Origin of the sequence: Lentzea fradiae (assembly GCF_900100955.1) — a bacterium.
In the GTDB taxonomy this organism is placed as follows: domain Bacteria; phylum Actinomycetota; class Actinomycetes; order Mycobacteriales; family Pseudonocardiaceae; genus Lentzea; species Lentzea fradiae.
Map to the genome: position 1 here is coordinate 144507 of NZ_FNCC01000004.1, position 16591 is coordinate 161097.

Sequence of the window (16591 nt, forward strand, 5' to 3'; positions counted from 1 at the left end):
TCCTAGTCGACGCAGGGCACTTCCGGCTGGGCCACCTGGGCGGCGGGGAAGCCGTCCAGTGAGAGCAGCTTCCCAGGACCGAACCGCGACGGCGACGCGGGGGTCTCGGGAGTGACGGGAGCGGGCGTCTCGCCGATCAGCTGGGCCACCCAGGCCCGCACGGCGTCGCGGTCGACCGTGACGACGCTCTGGCCGCGTTCGTTGAGGGTGTCGATGCTCGTGACCGGGATCGTGGCGAACTCCACGTTGCCCGACGCGAGTCCCTGCGCCTGCGCCGCCAGGGTCGTGAGGTCGAGGTTCTCGTCCACGACGACGGACTTCGACACCGCGTCCAGCAGGCCGTTCATCTTCCCGGGGTCGGTGAACGTGCCGGCGGACAGCAGCTGCTTCATGGCCTGCGACATGAACACCTGCTGACGGGTGATGCGGGCCAGGTCACCGCCCTCCATGTTCCGCTGCCGCACGAACGACAGCGCGTCGCCGCCCGAGATCACCTGTTCGCCCGCGCGGAAGTTCGCCCCGGAGTTGGGGTCGGACGTGCCCGCCTTGAGGCACACCTTCACGCCGCCGATCACCTGGGTCAGCAGGTAGAAGCCGTAGAGGTTGATCTCCGCGTAGTGGTCGACGCGCATGCCCGTGAGGTCCTGCACGGCCTGCACGAGTGCCTTGCGGCCCGCCTCGTCGGACTTGCGCTCCCGCTCGGCCTGGTCGCGCACGCCTTCCGCCTGCAGCCGTTCCGCCGTGAGGTACTTCACGGCGCCGTAGGCCGAGTTGATCTTGTCTTCGCGGTAGCCGGCGATCGGGACGTACGTGTCGCGCGGGATGGAGATGGCGCTCGCCGTGCCGCCGTTGCGCGGCACCCGCATCACGATGATGGTGTCCGTGTTCACGGTGTCCGTGCCCTCGGTGCGCAGCTTGCGCAGCACGTCCGGGGGAAGTGGCCTGCCCTGCGCGTCCGTGCGGCTGTCGCTGCCCACCAGCAGGATGTCGATCGCGCCGTCCTCCGCGGGCGGCGAGTTCGGGACGTCCTCCAGCACCTGGAGGATCTGCGTGGTGTTGGTGTTCTGCTTCACCAGCCGCAGCGCCGTCCAGAAGTAACCGGAGATCGCCAACGTTGCCACGGCGACGAGCGCGACGGCCGTGCGGCCGGCGACCAGTGCGGTCTTCTTCGCGCGTGCGGCGGCGCTCAACGTCGGTCCTCCAGTGGCTGATCTGCTTCCTCAGCCTAACTATCGGCGGGCCGTTACGCCGGAGATTCAGTTCACGCAGACCAGCCCACCAGCGGTGATGGGCGGGGTGCTGCTCGTCACGGTTGAAGACGAGCCGGGCGCGTTCTGCGCGTTCACGTCCTCCGAGTCGTCCAGCGCGGCGTAGTCCGTTCCGGCGAACACCTGCACCTGTCCCTTTTGGACGGACGCGCTCTCCTCGACCTCCGCCTCCAGCCCGAGCTCCGCCGCGACCTTGCGCGCGGAGCCCTCCTCGCCGGGGGCGTGGCGGATGACCGTGACGTCACTGGTCTGCTGAGCGGAGCCCACGAGGCCGCGCTGGAAACCCTTGGCGGACAGCTCGTTCATCAGGGTGGCCGCGAGACCCTGCTTGTTCGCCGCGTTGTAGACCTGCACGGTGATCGCCGAGGCCGGGGGAGCGGGCAGTGTCGTGGTGGTGGTCGTCACGCTGCTCGACGTCGGGGTGTCCGCGGCGAGGGTGGTGAGGAACTTCTTGACCTCGGCGGGGTTCACCGGCAGCACGTTGCCGTCGCCGTAGGTGTCCGTCGGGGGACCTACCGGAATCGTCTTGAACTCGATGTTGCCGCCCACCAGGCCCTGCATCTGCTCGGCGAACGTCGTGATGTCCCAGCCGGAGCTGAGGATCACGGACTTCTGCACGGCCCCGACGAGGTCGTTGAGCTTGGCCGGGTCGGTCAGGGTGCCGGTCGAGAGGACCTTCTTCGCCAGCGCCCCGATGAACACCTGCTGCCGCACGATGCGGTCGAGGTCGCCGCCGGGGAGGTTGTTGCGCTGGCGCACGAACGACAGCGCCGCCGCGCCCTCGATGGTCTGCGGGCCGGCCTGGAAGTTCGCGCCGGAGGCCCAGTCGGAGGTGGCCTCCTTCACGCACACCTCGACGCCGCCGACGGCCTTCGTGACCTCGTAGAAGCTCGCCAGGTTGACCTCGGCGTAGCGGTCGATGCGCACCTTGCCGCCGGACAGGTTCTCGATGGTCTTGATCAGCGTCTTGCGGCCGGCGGCCATCGACTCGGTGCGGAGCTGCTGCTCGTCGGTCACGCCCTGTGCGCGCAGCTCCTGGTCGACGGTGTTGCGCTGGCGGGCGAACGCCGAGTTGAGCTTGTGCTTGCCGAACCCGTCGGCGATCTCGACGTAGGAGTCGCGGGGGAACGAGATGGCGACCGCGCGCGTGCCGTCCACCGGGATGTGCACGAGGATCATCGTGTCGGTGTTCTGCTCGCCGTCGGAGTAGCCGCCGTTCAGCAGTGCGAGCGCTTCCTCCGACAGCGGGTTGCCCTGCGCGTCGGTCCTGCTGTCGATGCCGACCAGGAGGATGTCGACGGCGCCGTCGAGCGGCTTCGGGCCCTGCTTGGTGAGCTCCTCCGAGATGACCTCGGTCTTCACGATGCCCTCGTCGGCCGACCGCAGTTTGCTCCACCCGTACGAGGTGACGAGGAGCACAGCGGCGGAGACGAGCGAGACTAAGACCTTGCCGGTCACCAGGAACGCGCGGAAAGCCCCGTTCGGCCGGGTGACGACCACTCCGACCGGCAGGCTTCTGCCTTCCACAGCCGTTTCCTCCCCCACCTTTTCGAGTGTAGTTCGTTTATAAGGCAGACGACGTGACGTTGCTGTGGGTTGCAGCGATGACTTACGTGACAGACTTCGGTGGGGAACTGCGCGGGAGGAAAAGGCATGCGTGTACTGGTGACGGGTGGGGCCGGTTTCATCGGCTCGCACTACGTGCGAGAGCTGGTGAGCGGGTCGTACCCGGCGTTCGCCGGTGCCGACGTGGTGGTGCTGGACAAGCTCACGTACGCGGGCAGTGAGACGAACCTCGCACCGGTCGCCGGGAGGTTTGAGTTCGTGCGCGGCGACATCTGCGACCCCGCGGTCGTCGCGGAGCAGATGCGCGGCACCGACGTCGTCGTGCACTTCGCCGCCGAGTCGCACGTCGACCGCTCCATCACGGGCTCGGCCGACTTCGTGCTGACGAACGTCCTCGGCACCCAGACCCTGTTGCAGGGCGCGCTGAACGCCGGTGTCGGCCGGTTCGTCCACGTCTCGACGGACGAGGTCTACGGCTCGATCGAGGACGGATCGTGGTCGGAGGACCACGTTCTGGAGCCGAACTCGCCGTACTCGGCGTCGAAGGCGTCGTCCGACCTGCTGGCGCGCGCGTTCCACCGCACCCACGGACTTCCCGTCAGCATCACACGGTGTTCGAACAACTACGGGCCGTACCAGTTCCCGGAGAAGGTCATCCCGCTGTTCGTCACGAACCTCATCGACGGCAAGAAGGTGCCGCTGTACGGCGACGGCCTCAACGTGCGCGACTGGCTGCACGTCGACGACCACTGCCGCGGCATCCAGCTCGTCGCCGAGGGCGGCAAGCCCGGCGAGATCTACAACATCGGCGGCGGGACCGAGCTCACCAACCGCGAGCTGACCGAACGCCTGCTGGCCGCCACGGACCGTGACTGGTCGTACGTCGAGCCGGTGCAGGACCGCAAGGGACACGACCGCCGGTACTCGGTCGACATCTCCAAGATCGCCGGGGAGCTGGGCTACCAGCCGCAGGTGGACTTCGAGTCCGGGCTGGCCGCCACCGTCAAGTGGTACCGCGACAACCGGGACTGGTGGGAGCCGCTCAAGGAGCGCGCCCAGCTGGCGAAGGGCTGAGCGGGTGATCCTCGTCCCGGGAGGTCGCGGCCAGCTGGGCCACGACCTCGCTCACCTGTCGTCCGACGTCCGCGCGGTGTCGTCCGCCGAGCTGGACGTGACGGCCGTGACCCCGGCGGACCTCGCCGGGGCGACCGCGGTGGTCAACTGCGCCGCCTACACCGCGGTGGACGCCGCCGAGACCGACGAGGACCGCGCGTTCGCGGTCAACGCCGTCGGTCCCGGACTGCTCGCCGAAGCCTGCGCCTCCGCCGGAATCCCGTTGGTCCACATCTCGACGGACTACGTGTTCTCCGGCGACGGGACGCGGCCGTACGAGCCGTCCGACCCGGTGGGCCCGAAGACCGCGTACGGCCGCACGAAGCTCGAAGGCGAACGCCGCGTCCTGGAGGCGGGTGGCTACGTCGTGCGCACCTCGTGGGTGTACGGCGAGCACGGCTCGAACTTCGTGAAGACCATGGCGGCACTGGAGTCCTCGCGTCCGACTCTGTCCGTTGTGGACGACCAGACGGGTTCGCCCACGTGGGCGCGCGACCTGGCCGCCGGTCTGCTCGAACTGGTCGAGGTGCTGCCGCGGCAGCGGTTGCTGCACGCGTCGGGCGCCGGTGAGACGACGTGGTTCGGCTTCGCCAGGGCGATCTTCGAGGAGCTGGGCGCGGACCCGGACCGGGTGCGGCCCTGCGCCACGGCCGACTTCCCGCGCCCCGCACCGCGGCCCGCCTACTCCGTGCTGTCGGGTGCGGCGTGGGCGGCGGCGGGACTGCGTCCGCTGCCTCCGTGGCGCGACGCCCTGTCTGCGGCGTTCAAGGCGGGAATCGTTGCGCCCCATACGAGTGCTGGGCCATCTGAGTGACCGGTCTGGCACGGTCGTCTCCGGTGCGAGAACCTCTTCGTCATGTCTGACTCCGGGCGCGACGACCAGCGACCCGCGGCAACGACTTCCGACCGGCACCGCTTCCTGAGGTCCGTCGCCGTTGTCACGGGCTCGCGGCAGGTGTCGCTGAGCCAGCTCGACCAGCGCTCGCCGAGGCCCCGCGCCCGGTGAGGAAGCCGGGGCGTCAGGTCTCCCCGACGCCCTGCCACGACGACCGCGCCGTCAGGCCCTGCTCCTCCGGTACGCCTCGACCGTCTTCTCCGCGCACCGCCGCCACGTGAACCCGGCGGCGTGGGCACGGCGTTCGGACTGGGCCTCGGGGGTGCCGGGCGCGGCGGCGGCCTGAGCGAGCCCGGCGGCCAGCGCCTCGACGTCCCCGACGGGCACGTGCAACGCGTGCCCACCGGCGACCTCGCGCAGCGCGGGCACGTCCGAGCACACCACGGGGACGTTGCACGCCAACGCTTCCAGCACGGGCAGCCCGAAACCCTCGTCCCGCGAGGGCAGCACCAGCGCCGTGGCGCCGGCGACGACCGACTTCAGGTGCACGTCCGGCAGGTACCCGGTCCGCATCACCCGTCCGTCCACACCGGACCGTCCGGGCCCCACGAGCACCAGCGGGGGCAGCGACGGGTCGGAGGCGTGCGCCTTGATCAGGTACTCGAGTCCCTTGCGCGGCCCGTCCGCTCCGACGAACAGCAGGTACTCCGAGGGCAGGCCCAGCCGGCCGCGCAACGTCGGCGACGGCGGTCGTGACGCGAACCACGCGGGGTCGACGCCCAGCGGCGTCACGACGATCTTCTCCAGCGGCACCGAGAACCGGTCCGCCACCACGGTCGCGACGGCCGCGGTCGGCGTGCAGATCACGTCCGCCCGCTGCGCCGACAGCTTCACGAGCTCGGGGAGCCTGCGGTCGGACGGCGGCAGGTCGCCGGGGGAGTCGAGGAACGCCAGGTCGTGGATCGTGACGACCTTGCCGGCCCGCAACGTCGGCGGCAGCACGAAGTTCGTGCCGTGCATGACGTTGGAGAAGCCCGTCAGGAGCTCGACGGGCGGGAACGGGGCGCGCAGCCACAACTCGCGCAGTGCCCGTGCGGAGACGGGCAGACCGCGTGCCGTCACGTCGTGCGGCAGCACCGTCCGCAACGCGCGCCAGCCACGCAGCGTGAACGCCACCGCCCGCACGTCGACCTCCTCCGGCATGGAGGCCAGCTCTTCCGCCAGCGCCGCTGTGTAGCGGCCGATTCCGGTCCGGTGTCCGAGGAGGGGGGTGCCGTCGAGCAGCACCTTGAGGGGTTTCGGGGATCTCGCCATCTACCTGCCACCACGCGCGATCTTGCGCAGGCGCCCCGACGCCCGCTTGGCCAACTCGGTCGGGCCGCCCGCGTCGAGGTACTCGCGCACCAGCCGCAGGTCCCGCTTCACCTTGTCCGTCGTGCTCAGCCCCGGTGTGCGCACCATGGGGGCGGAGCCGGACAGCCGGTCCGCGGCGGGCCTGGGGTTCCGGCAGAACTCCACCAGCGGCGCGAGCGCCGTCTCCCAGGTGAACCGCTCGCGGACGACGGCGATGCGTTCGCGGCACGACTCCGCGAACTCCTCGTCGTAGAGCACCTTCTCCAGGGCGTCGGCGAGTGCCTGCGGGTCCTCCGGCGGCACGACGACGCCCAGTCCTTCCCTCTCCACCAGGTCCGCGAACGAGTCGCCGGACGTGGTGACGATCGGCAGCCCGGCCCACAGGTAGTCGAGCACCCGCGTGCGGAACGCGAACGTCGTCTCCACGTGCTCGTAGTGCGTGGTGACGCCGCAGCTCGCGTCGAGCAGCCAGTTCTGCCGCTCGGTGTAGGGCACCCACCCGTCGTTGAAGAACACGTTCTCACCGGTCAGCCCCAACGACGCGGCGAGCGACCGCGTCTGGCCGGCGATGTCCATGTCCGGGACCTCGGGGTTCGGGTGCTTCATGCCGAGGAAGTACAGCTTCGCGGTCGGCTGCCGCCGCCGCAGGTGGTCCATCGCCTTGATCAGCGACAGCGGGTCGAACCACGAGTAGACGCCGCCCGCCCAGATCACGACCTTGTCGGAGTCGCCGACGCCGGGCACCACGCCCTTGATGGCCGGACCGGTGCGCTGCGGCGGCTTGCCCGACAGTCCGAAGGGGACGATCCCGAGCAGCGACTGGGTCGTCGGGTCGTTGTCGTACAGCGCGGGCGTCAGGCGGCCCAGCGCGGCCAGGTGGCCCAGCCAGAAGTGCCGCTGGCGTTCGGACGCGCACAGGAAGAAGTCGCCGCGCTCCAGCTGGTTCGTCAGCACCCGCGTGACGCTCTTGAGGTCGGCGGCGCGCTTCTCGTCGCTGTCGTCCTTGCCCTGCTCCAGCAGCTCCAGGTGCATCGGGTCGTAGATGTCGCAGACCACGATCTTGGTGGAGCCCGGCTGCTTCAGCTCGGCCGCCATCTCCAGGCCGTGGCCCTGCAACACGATCACGTCGGCCCACCGGACGTTCTCCGGCAGCTGCTTGAGCTTGACGCCCTCGATGGTGAACGGCGCGTCCGGCGGGTCGCACAACGGGTTCGTCGTGATCAGCCGGACCTCGTGCTCGCCGGACAGCACGTCCGCCATGTGCCAGGCGCGGATCGCCGGGCCCGCCATGCGCTCCGAGATCGCGTCGCCGGTGATGACGAGGATCTTGCGGGGCTTGCCGAACACCTCGTCGATGCCGAGCGCCTCGACGAGGATGTCGTGCGCCACCAGGTAGCGCGGCAGGTCGTACGCGGGCTCCAGCGCCTTGCGCATCAACGGGACCAGGTCGGTGTCCGACATCCGCCGCGACGCCTGCTCGACCCGCCGCGACTCGGCGAGCTTCGGCATCATCTCGACGAACTGGTCGATCGCGAGGAACCCGGCGAGCGAGCCGCGCGGGATCTCGGCGGGCTTGCGGTCGTCGGCGGGGTCGGCGGGCCTGCGGGTGATCTCCAGCTGCTTGGCGTCGATGTCGCCGCGCGCGGTCGCCCTGCGCACGACCAGGCCCAGCGCGGCGGGCAGCACGCGCGCCAGCGTCTCGTCGGAGAAGTTCTTGTAGAGCGTCGCCAGCGCGTTGCGCTCCAGCAGGTACAGCTCGCGGCTGTGGTCGATCGTGCTCATCGACGCGTGGTGGCGGTGGAACGTGAGCGACTTCGGCTCGTAGCGGACCCGCCAGCCGCGCAGGTTGAGCCGCCAGCCGAGGTCGACGTCCTCGTAGAACATGAAGAACCGCTCGTCGAACCCGCCGAGCTCCCGGTACAGCGCGGCGCGCACGAACAGCGCGGAGCCGGTGCCGAACAGCACGTCGCGCGGGGCGTCGTGGCTGCCGTCGTCGGTCTGGCCGACGTGGCGCTTGTAGCCCATGCCGAACCAGGTCAGGCCGCCGTCGACGAAGTCGATCTTCTTGCCGTCCCAGTCCAGGACCTTGCTCGCGACGGCGCCGACGGACGGCTCGGCGTGGAAGACCCGGATGGCGGCCTTGATCCAGTCGCGGTCCGCGCGCGCGTCGTTGTTGAGGAACGCGAGCACGTCGCCCGTGGCGTGCTCGACGCCGAGGTTGCAGCCGCCCGCGAAGCCCAGGTTCCGGTCGTCGCTGACGATCTTGACCCCGGGCTGCCCCGCGAGCTCTTGCTTCAGCCGGGCGGTGTCGTGGGCCTCGTTGTCGACGACGACGACCTGGAGCAGCTCCGCCGGGTAGTCGACCTCGGCCAGTCCGCGCACGCAGGTGACGGTGTCCTCGGCGCCGCGGTAGTTGACGACGATGACGGAGACGGCGGGCAGGGATGCTCGTTCCACGCGCTAAGCCTGCCTCATCACTCTGCGCGCCCGCAGTGCGGTCGCACACACCAACAGCGACACGACGGCGATCGGCACGCCGAAGACCCACTCCGCCGACCAGTCGTTGCGGTCGGCGAGCAGCGGGCGCATCACCGGGTGCCGCAGCACGGTCGCCGGACCAGGCGCCATCCGCTTCTCCTGCTCGCCCGGCACGACGATCCGCAGCCGCGCGCCGTCGGCGCAGACGAGGTGGTGCGCGAACGCCGGGTTGTCCGGTCCCGGGATGTTCTCGACGCTGGTGACGACGCACGTCTCGCGGGTCGCGAGCACGTCCATCAACGCGCGGTGACCGTCGCTCACCAGCACGGCGGTGCCGGGGATCACGACCATGAACGCGGGCAGCACCAGCCACGCCGGGCCGATCTTGCCGATGCCCCACGCGAACGCGATCGAGCCGAGGCCGCAGGGGAGCAGGACCGCGAGCTGGTACCGCAGGGGCACGACGGCGCCCAGCAGGACCGCGGCGACGATGGCGACCAGACCTGTCACGACCAGCACCGACGGGCGTCTCACTGTCGCTTCCTGACGAGCCGGGCGACGGGAACCAGAAGAATCATCGCTCCGAGGACGCTCGTGACGGCCAGGAGGTTCCACCGGGTGCTGTCCGCGAACATCGGCCGCACCGCCGGGCCGATGAGCACCTCGGCCTCCCGGCCCCGCAGCCGGGTGTTCCAGTCCCGTTCCAGCTCGACCTCGCCGCTGGGGCAGGCCAGCACGTACTCGACCGACGGGTGCTTGACGAACGGGTTCTCGTCCGCGCTGACGACCGCGCACGTCTCGACGTGGCCGACCCGCTGCATGACCACGCTGTGCGTCCCGGACGTGAGCAGGAACGGCGCCGCGATGCCGAGCACGAACGCGGGCAGCGCGATCCACTTGCGTTCCGCCAGCGCGGTGACGCCCACCGCGTACGCGAGACCGCCGAGCATGGCGACGAACACCAGTCCGTAGGTCAGCGTGACACCCAGCCCGACACCGCCCGCCAGCATGGCGAAGCCACCCAGGATCAGCTGCCAGACCGGGTACATCAGCGGCCCGCCCAGTCCCGCCAGACCTGTGCGCGCGAGGTCCTGGTGGTGACGGAGAGCCGCTGCACGAGCGTGCTGGGTAACCGCAGCAACACTTCCGCGAGCACCTGGGCGCGCAGGCCGATCCGGAAGTTGGCGGCGTCCGGGACGTCCTTGCGCAACGGCAGCACGGCGGTGAGCGCGGCGAAGCGGGCGAGCTGCGTCAGCGCGACGGACGCGGGGGCGCAGCGCAGCAGCATCAGCAACCGGTTGCGCTCGTTCCAGCGGTGGAAGAGCCGGGAGCCGGGCCGCGTGCTCGCGCCGTGCCGGTGCCGCACCCGCGCCGGCCCGACCGAGATCACCCGGTGCCCGGCCAGCCGCAGCCGCCAGGCCGTGTCGGTGTCCTCGTAGTAGCAGAAGAAGCTCGCCGGGACACCGCCCGCGGCCTTCAGCTCGGCCGTCCTGAGCAACGCCGCGCCGCCGCAGAACCCGAACACCTCACGGCCCGACAGCACGACGTCCTTGCCGTGCCCGTCCGCGGTGAGCGCCACGCCGACCGACTGCGTGGAGCCGTCCGTCAGCAGGATCGACGACGTCGCGGCCGCCGCGCCGGTGTCCGCTTCGAGAGCGCTCTCCAGCTCGGCCAGCCACGACGGGTCCGGCACCGCGTCATCGTTCAGCCACGCCACGTAAGGGGTCTCGACCCGGTCCAGCACGGCCGCGAGCCCGCCCGCGTACCCGCGGTTGCGCGGCAGCCGCACGACCTCGTGCCCGCTGATCAGCGCGGCTGTGCCGTCGTCGGACGCGTTGTCCACGACGATCATCCTGTGTGGACTCTTCTGGGCTCTCAACGCGTCCAGGCACGCCGTGATGTGCTCACGGCCCCGCCACGTCACGACCACCACGGTGCTGAGTGCCGACACGGCGTGAGACGGTACGCGACGTGCCCGAGCTAGTAGTGCTGACCGAGCAACTCAACGCACCGGTCCCCGGCGGTACCGGCCGCTACACCGCCGAGCTGGTCGACGCGCTGGCGAGGACGACGCCGCCTGGCTGGTCGGTGACCTCCGCCGCCACGGCGAACGCCGACCGCGTGATCAGGCTGCCCCGCCGGGCGCTCGTCGCGTTGTGGGAGCGCGGCCTGCCGCCGCGCCTCGGACCGCACGTCCACGCGCCGACACCGCTCGCGCCGCTGCCCGGTGCCGTCGTGACGGTGCACGACGTCGTGCCGTGGACGCACCCGGAGACGTTGACGCCGCGAGGTGTCGCGTGGCACCGCAAGGTGATCTCCCGTGCGGCGCGGGAGGCGCGGGCGTTGGTGGTGCCGACGAAGGCCGTCGCGTCTCAGCTGGAGGAGTGCGTCCGCGTCGAGGTGCCCGTGCACGTGGTGCCGAACGGCGTGACGAAGCTGACCGGTCCACCCGCTACGGATCTTCCGTCTCGATACGTGCTCGCGATCGGCACGATCGAGCCGCGCAAGGGCTTCGGGCTGCTGGTGCGGGCCACCGAACGGCTGCGCGTGCCGCTCGTCGTCGTCGGGCCGCAGGGGTGGGGCGGGGTCGACCTGACCGCTCCGCACGTGACGCTGCTCGGCCGGACCTCCGACGAACGGCTGGCATCGGTGCTGGCGGGAGCCACCGCGCTGGCCGCGCCGAGCCTCGCCGAGGGGTTCGGGCTGCCGGTGCTGGAGGCGATGGCCGCAGGCGTGCCCGTCGTGCACTCCGACGACCCCGCGTTGGTCGAGGTCGCGGGCGGTGCGGGCACCGTCGTGCGCAGGGGCGACCTGGGGTCCTTGACGGAAGGGCTGAGGGCCGTGCTGGCCGACCCACATCACACGGTCGAGGCCGGCATCGCCCGAGCGAGCGAGTTCACCTGGGAAAAGACTGCGCAGGGTGTCTGGGAAGCACACGCTTGACGAGCTGTTTAGCCCATTCCCTCGTATCGCTTTCGCGAAGGACATTACGCTAGCTGATCGTGTCGACCGACGAACCCACCGTGCTGATCGACGCCACAGCCGTGCCCGCTGACCGAGGCGGCGTCGGCAGGTACGTGGATTCGCTGGTCGCGGCCCTGGACGCCGACGGGTCGAGACTGTCGGTCGTGTGCCAGCCGCGGGACGAGGAGCTGTTCACCAAGATCGCCCCGAACGCCAGGATCGTGCGCGCCACCGAGGCCGTCGCCACCAGGCCGTCACGCCTGGCGTGGGAGCAGACGACGCTGCCCAGGCTCGTCCGGTCGCTCAACGTCGACGTGGTCCACTCCCCGCACTACACGCTCCCGGTCGCCAGCAAGGCCGCCTCCGTCGTGACGTTGCACGACGCCACGTTCTTCACCGACGCCGCGCTGCACTCGTCGGTCAAGGCTCGCTTCTTCCGCGCCTGGACCCGCACCTCGCTCAAGCGCGCACAACTCTGCGTCGTACCGTCCCAAGCGACCGCCGACGAGCTCGTGCGCGTCGCCGGAGCCGACCGCCGCTCCCTGCACATCGCGCAGCACGGCGTCGACACCGAGCGCTTCCACCCGCCGTCACCCGACGAGATCATGTCCGTGCGGCGCTCCTTGTCGTTGGGGGACATGCCGTACGTGGCGTTCCTCGGCGCCCTCGAACCGCGCAAGAACGTGCCGGCGCTCATCCGCGGCTTCGCCCAGGCCGTGGCGGGCCGCGAGAACCCGCCCGCCCTCGTCCTCGCGGGCCAGCCCGGCTGGGACAGCCAGGTGGAGCGCGCCCTCGACTCGGTGCCGCACCGCATCCGCGTGATCAGGGCCGGCTACCTGCCGTTCGAGCAGCTGGCGGGCTTCCTCGGCGGCGCCCGGCTCGTCGCCTACCCGTCGCTCGGCGAGGGCTTCGGCCTGCCCGTGCTGGAGGCGATGGCGTGCGGCGCGTGCGTCCTCACCACCCGGAGACTCTCCCTGCCCGAGGTGGGCGGCGAGGCGGTCGCCTACTGCGGCGTGGGAGCGGGCGACATAGCAGCGGCGATCGCCGACCTCCTGGACGACCCGGCCCGCCGCGCCGCACTGGCCGCGTCAGGCCAGCAACGAGCCAAGGACTTCTCCTGGGCCGTCAGCGCCGAACGCCACCGCCTCGCCTACGACCGCGCGGCTCTGGTGCGTCGCAGGCGGTGAACCGGGCACCACTAGTGTGTCGGCCGTGAACTACGGCGACGGACTTGGTGTCGTGACGGTCACGTACTCGCCGGGCGAGACGCTGGCACCGTTCGTGGACACCCTCGCGAAGGCGACAACCCGCCCGGTGCAGGTCATCCTCGCCGACAACGGCTCGACCGACGGCGTACCGGAAGCCGTCGCGGCGTCCCGCGAAGGCGTCACCTTCCTGCCCACCGGCGGCAACCTCGGCTACGGCGGCGGCGCCAACCGCGGCGTGGCCGCCCTCGGACCCGACGTCGGGTGGGTGCTGATCGCCAACCCCGACATCGAGTTCCTGCCGGGCAGCGTCGACGTCCTGCTCGACGCCGCCGCCCGGTGGCCCACCGGCGGGATGTTCGGGCCGCTGATCCGGGAGCCTTCCGGGGAGGTGTACCCGTCCGCCCGGTTGCTGCCGTCCATCGGGCGGGGGGTCGGGCACGCGTTGTTCGCCGTCGTGTGGAAGTCGAACCCCTGGACCCGCGCTTACCGGCAGGAGCAGGAGCCGGTGGAGCGGGTGGCCGAGTGGCTGTCCGGGTCCTGCTTTCTGATGCGGCGTGAGGCTTTTGACGCTGTCGGGGGGTTCGACGAGAGGTACTTCATGTACTTCGAGGACGTCGACCTCGGGGACCGGGTTGGCCGGGCCGGGTACTTGAACGTCTACGTGCCTGAGGCTGAGGTCGTGCACATTGGGGGGCACTCGACTGCTCGTGCCTCTTCCCGGATGCTTCGGGAGCATCATCGCAGTGCCTACCGGTACCTGGCTGATCGGCATAGAGGGGTGCTGTGGGCTCCTTTTCGGGGGGTTCTGCGGGCAGGGCTCGGGGTTCGGGCCTGGTTGCTGACTCGGGGGTGAGGTTGCGGAGCGCGGGGCTCCGCCTGGCGCCACCGCATCCGGCTTCGCCGGAAAGGCCAAAGCCTTGTTCAGGAGCTTGCCTTCGGCTTCGTGGCTCGGCTTCGGTCTTGCGGCTCGGCTTCGCCGTCGCGGTTCGGCCTTGTCGGCGCGTAGGCGTGGCTCGACCCTGCGGGCCGGACCGCGATCTGCGGGCGGATCTTGAGCCGCCGAAATGTCAGACCCCGTCTGTACGTTGGGCCGCGGGGGAGCCAAAACCCGAGGGGACCCCTGCGCGAGCCTGCCCAGCGGCCGTCGCACGGCGCGGTTGACCGCGGCTCACGTCATCTCGTCCAGTGGCTCGCGCCGCGGCCCAGGCCCACCTGGCACCGTCTCGACCGGCACCCGACCAGGCAGCGCAAGACGCGCGGCAGAGGGTGCGGTGAGGGTCACATGTCGCCGCTGAGGCGCTGCGAGAGCGAGCTGCGGTTCTGCTTCAGGTTCTGGACCGTGGGGATCACGCCGGGCTGGACCACCTGGGTGATCTCCGCGTCGTCCGGTGCCGTTGCCGGTTGGGGCATCGGCTGGGTCGGCATCGGGTGCTGGCCCTGGCGTTGCCGGTCCTGGCGCTGGGGGGTCTGCTGGCCCATCTGAGCCGGGGACATGATCATGGTCTTGTCCGGGTCCCGGCGGGGGTCCACGGCGTTGACCAGCGTTCTCGGGATCTGCTGGGTGTCGGAGGCGTCCATGGGGGACGTCATGTTGTCCGGCGTCACGATGTTCCGCCCACGTGCGCGGGCGCGGGCGAGCATGGCGTCGGCCCGGTCGCGGGGGTCCATGTCGGATTTTGCTCCTTGCCGGGACCAGATCCCGTATGACGATCTGCTTCGTGTCAGAGTATTCCGTCGAACGGCTTGAAGTAACGCGGAGGAGGAAAAAGGTGCACGGCGTCGAAGCTGTGGTGCTGGTCGGGGGCAAGGGCACTCGTCTTCGCCCGCTCACCCTGTCCGCCCCCAAGCCCATGTTGCCGACCGCGGGGGTGCCGTTCCTGACGCATCTCCTGTCGCGGATCAAGGAGGCCGGGATCACGCACGTGGTGCTCGGCACCAGCTACAAGGCAGAGGTGTTCGAGGAGTACTTCGGGGACGGGTCGCGGCTCGGGCTGGAGCTCGAGTACGTGGTCGAGGAGGTGCCGCTGGACACGGCGGGTGCCATCCGGAACGTCGCGGACAAGCTGCGTGAGCCGGATGTGATGGTGTTCAACGGGGACATCCTGTCCGGTGTCGACCTGACCGGGATCGTCGAGACGCACCGCAAGCACTCGGCGGACGTGACGTTGCACCTGGTCAAGGTGGCGGACCCGCGGGCGTTCGGGTGTGTGCCGACGGACGCGGAGGGGCGGGTCGAGGCGTTCCTGGAGAAGACCGAGAACCCGCCGACGGACCAGATCAACGCCGGGTGCTATGTGTTCCGGCGTGAGGTGATCGAGTCGATTCCCGCCGGGCGGCCGGTGTCGGTGGAGCGGGAGACGTTCCCCGGGCTGCTGGAGGCCGGCAAGAGGTTGCAGGGGCACGTGGACGCCACGTACTGGCTGGACCTCGGCAAGCCGGAGGCGTTCGTGCAGGGGTCCGCGGACCTGGTGCGCGGGGTGGCGCCGTCGGCGGCGGTCGCGCAGGCCGGTGACTTCCTGGTGCTCGACGGGGCCGCCGTGCACGAGGGTGCGACGGTCAGGGGCGGCAGCACGGTCGGGGCGAACTGCACGGTCGCCGAGGGCGCTGTGCTGGACGGGGCGATCCTGTTCGACGGGGCCGTCGTCGGGGAGAACGCCGTGGTGGAGCGGTCGATCGTGGGAGCGGGTGCGCTGGTGCAGGCCGGTGCGGTGCTGCGCGACGCCGTGGTGGGCGACTCGGCGGTGATCGGCGCGCGGTGTGAGCTGATCGGCGGGGCGCGCGTGTGGCCGGGGGTCGTGCTGCCGGAGGCGGGCGTGCGCTTCTCGACGGATGCCTAGCAGGACCTGGACACCACCGTTCCCGCTCGACCTGGGAGCGGTGCTCCTGCCGTTGCGCCGCGGGCCGGGTGACCCGTCCTTCAGCACGGAGGGCGGCATCTGGTTCGCGGCGAACACGCCGTGCGGGCCCGGCACGATCCACATCCGGCGGACGGACGTGGTGGAGGCGCAGGCGTGGGGTGACGGGGCGCTGTGGCTGCTCGACGGCGTGCCCGCGCTGCTCGGCGCCGACGACCCGGTGGACGAGTTCGTGCCGCACCACCCGATCGTCGCCGAGGCCAGGAGACGGCGGCCCGGGTTGCGGCTCGGGTCGGCGAACCGGGTGTGGGACCTGCTGTTCGCCTCGATCCTGGAGCAGAAGGTCACCGGCGTCGAGGCGTTCCGCACGTGGCGCGAGCTCGGGCGGCGGTTCGGCGAGCCAGCGCCGGGGCCGATGCCGTTGAAGGTTCCGCCGACGCCGCAACGGTTGCTGGCGTTGCGCGACTGGGAGTGGCACCAGTGCGGGCTCGACGGCGCGCGCCGTCGGACGCTGGTCAACGCCGCGCAGGTCGCGCACCGGCTGGAGAAAGCCGCGGAGATGCGCAGCCGCGAGCTGCTGGAGAAGGTGCCCGGCATCGGCGTGTGGACGTCCGCCGAGGTGGCGCAACGGTCGTGGGGTGACCCGGACGCCGTGAGCGTCGGCGACTACCACGTGGCGAAGAACGTCACGTGGGCGTTGACCGGCACACCGGGCGACGACGACGGGATGATGGAGCTGCTGGAGCCCTACACGCCGCAGCGGCACCGCGCGGTCGCGTACCTGCAGTCGGCGGGCCTGCACCGCCCCCGCCGCGCTCCCCGCTTCTCACCCCGCGACTACCGCCGCTTCTGACTGCCGCTTCTGACTGCCGCCTCGCGCTCTCCCGGAGGAAACGTAGGGCCCCCGCGTTCCCTCCGGCGACACGTGGGGCCCCCGCGTTTCCGTGGCAG

At 70.8% G+C, this 16591-nt stretch carries 16 protein-coding genes; 8 read left to right on the plus strand and 8 right to left on the minus strand.

The window, feature by feature from the left end; translation table 11 throughout:
* Positions 1–2: 2 nt before the first annotated feature.
* Both BLT23_RS10485 and BLT23_RS10490 read right to left on the minus strand, forming a co-directional pair.
* Entirely contained in the window at positions 3–1190 is a 1188-nt protein-coding gene (locus BLT23_RS10485; RefSeq protein ID WP_090048102.1) for an LCP family protein, read from the minus strand.
* Positions 1191–1256: 66 nt separating this feature from the next.
* Positions 1257–2795: an LCP family protein gene (locus BLT23_RS10490; RefSeq protein WP_245743883.1), complete on the minus strand. Its 1539-nt coding sequence runs from the start codon at positions 2793–2795 to the stop codon at positions 1257–1259.
* A gap of 126 nt (positions 2796–2921) precedes the next feature.
* Here BLT23_RS10490 and rfbB point away from each other — a divergent pair, with 126 nt between their 5' ends.
* Genes rfbB through BLT23_RS40645 form a run of 3 tightly spaced genes read left to right on the plus strand, consistent with a single transcriptional unit; the run spans position 2922 to position 4953 of the window.
* A complete protein-coding gene (gene rfbB, locus BLT23_RS10495; RefSeq protein WP_090048103.1) occupies positions 2922–3908 on the plus strand; it encodes a dTDP-glucose 4,6-dehydratase in 987 nt (328 codons plus the stop codon).
* Positions 3909–3912: 4 nt separating this feature from the next.
* Positions 3913–4761, plus strand: coding sequence for a dTDP-4-dehydrorhamnose reductase (gene rfbD, locus BLT23_RS10500; RefSeq protein ID WP_090048104.1), 849 nt, complete (start codon positions 3913–3915; stop codon positions 4759–4761).
* 42 nt (positions 4762–4803) lie between these two features.
* On the plus strand, positions 4804–4953 hold the full coding sequence (locus tag BLT23_RS40645) for a hypothetical protein (RefSeq protein WP_176946679.1): 150 nt from the start codon (positions 4804–4806) through the stop codon (positions 4951–4953).
* Positions 4954–5004: 51 nt separating this feature from the next.
* Here the strand turns inward: BLT23_RS40645 and BLT23_RS10505 are convergent, their stop codons facing one another.
* From BLT23_RS10505 to BLT23_RS10525, 5 genes are read right to left on the minus strand one after another with little or no spacing between them, the layout of a single operon-like run.
* Entirely contained in the window at positions 5005–6096 is a 1092-nt protein-coding gene (locus tag BLT23_RS10505) for a glycosyltransferase family 4 protein (RefSeq protein WP_176946680.1), read from the minus strand.
* Entirely contained in the window at positions 6097–8592 is a 2496-nt protein-coding gene (locus BLT23_RS10510) for a glycosyltransferase (RefSeq protein ID WP_090048105.1), read from the minus strand.
* A gap of 3 nt (positions 8593–8595) precedes the next feature.
* Positions 8596–9147, minus strand: a complete 552-nt coding sequence (locus BLT23_RS10515) for a hypothetical protein (protein WP_090048106.1) — start codon at positions 9145–9147, stop codon at positions 8596–8598.
* Positions 9144–9662: a hypothetical protein gene (locus BLT23_RS10520; protein WP_090048107.1), complete on the minus strand. Its 519-nt coding sequence runs from the start codon at positions 9660–9662 to the stop codon at positions 9144–9146. The genes BLT23_RS10515 and BLT23_RS10520 overlap by 4 nt, the downstream gene beginning before the upstream one ends.
* The gene (locus BLT23_RS10525) at positions 9662–10564 is read right to left on the minus strand and encodes a glycosyltransferase family 2 protein (RefSeq protein WP_245743884.1); all 903 of its coding nucleotides are present in this window, start codon (positions 10562–10564) and stop codon (positions 9662–9664) included. Before BLT23_RS10525 ends, BLT23_RS10520 begins: the two co-directional genes overlap by 1 nt.
* A gap of 20 nt (positions 10565–10584) precedes the next feature.
* On the opposite strand from BLT23_RS10525, the gene BLT23_RS10530 reads away from it, so the two are divergent.
* The 3 genes from BLT23_RS10530 (at position 10585) to BLT23_RS10540 (ending at position 13638) form a co-directional block, all read left to right on the plus strand.
* Positions 10585–11556: a glycosyltransferase family 4 protein gene (locus BLT23_RS10530; RefSeq protein ID WP_090048108.1), complete on the plus strand. Its 972-nt coding sequence runs from the start codon at positions 10585–10587 to the stop codon at positions 11554–11556.
* An 80-nt stretch (positions 11557–11636) separates the two neighbouring features.
* Positions 11637–12764: a glycosyltransferase family 4 protein gene (locus BLT23_RS10535; protein ID WP_090048562.1), complete on the plus strand. Its 1128-nt coding sequence runs from the start codon at positions 11637–11639 to the stop codon at positions 12762–12764.
* 25 nt (positions 12765–12789) lie between these two features.
* Entirely contained in the window at positions 12790–13638 is an 849-nt protein-coding gene (locus BLT23_RS10540) for a glycosyltransferase family 2 protein (RefSeq protein ID WP_176946681.1), read from the plus strand.
* Between the two features lie 425 nt (positions 13639–14063).
* Here the strand turns inward: BLT23_RS10540 and BLT23_RS10545 are convergent, their stop codons facing one another.
* The gene (locus BLT23_RS10545; RefSeq protein WP_090048110.1) at positions 14064–14453 is read right to left on the minus strand and encodes a hypothetical protein; all 390 of its coding nucleotides are present in this window, start codon (positions 14451–14453) and stop codon (positions 14064–14066) included.
* 101 nt (positions 14454–14554) lie between these two features.
* Here BLT23_RS10545 and manB point away from each other — a divergent pair, with 101 nt between their 5' ends.
* Together manB and BLT23_RS10555 are read left to right on the plus strand one after the other, a co-directional pair.
* Positions 14555–15622: a mannose-1-phosphate guanylyltransferase gene (gene manB / locus BLT23_RS10550; protein ID WP_245743885.1), complete on the plus strand. Its 1068-nt coding sequence runs from the start codon at positions 14555–14557 to the stop codon at positions 15620–15622.
* Positions 15615–16493, plus strand: coding sequence for a DNA-3-methyladenine glycosylase family protein (locus tag BLT23_RS10555; RefSeq protein WP_090048112.1), 879 nt, complete (start codon positions 15615–15617; stop codon positions 16491–16493). The genes manB and BLT23_RS10555 overlap by 8 nt, the downstream gene beginning before the upstream one ends.
* The last annotated feature ends 98 nt before the right edge of the window (positions 16494–16591 follow it).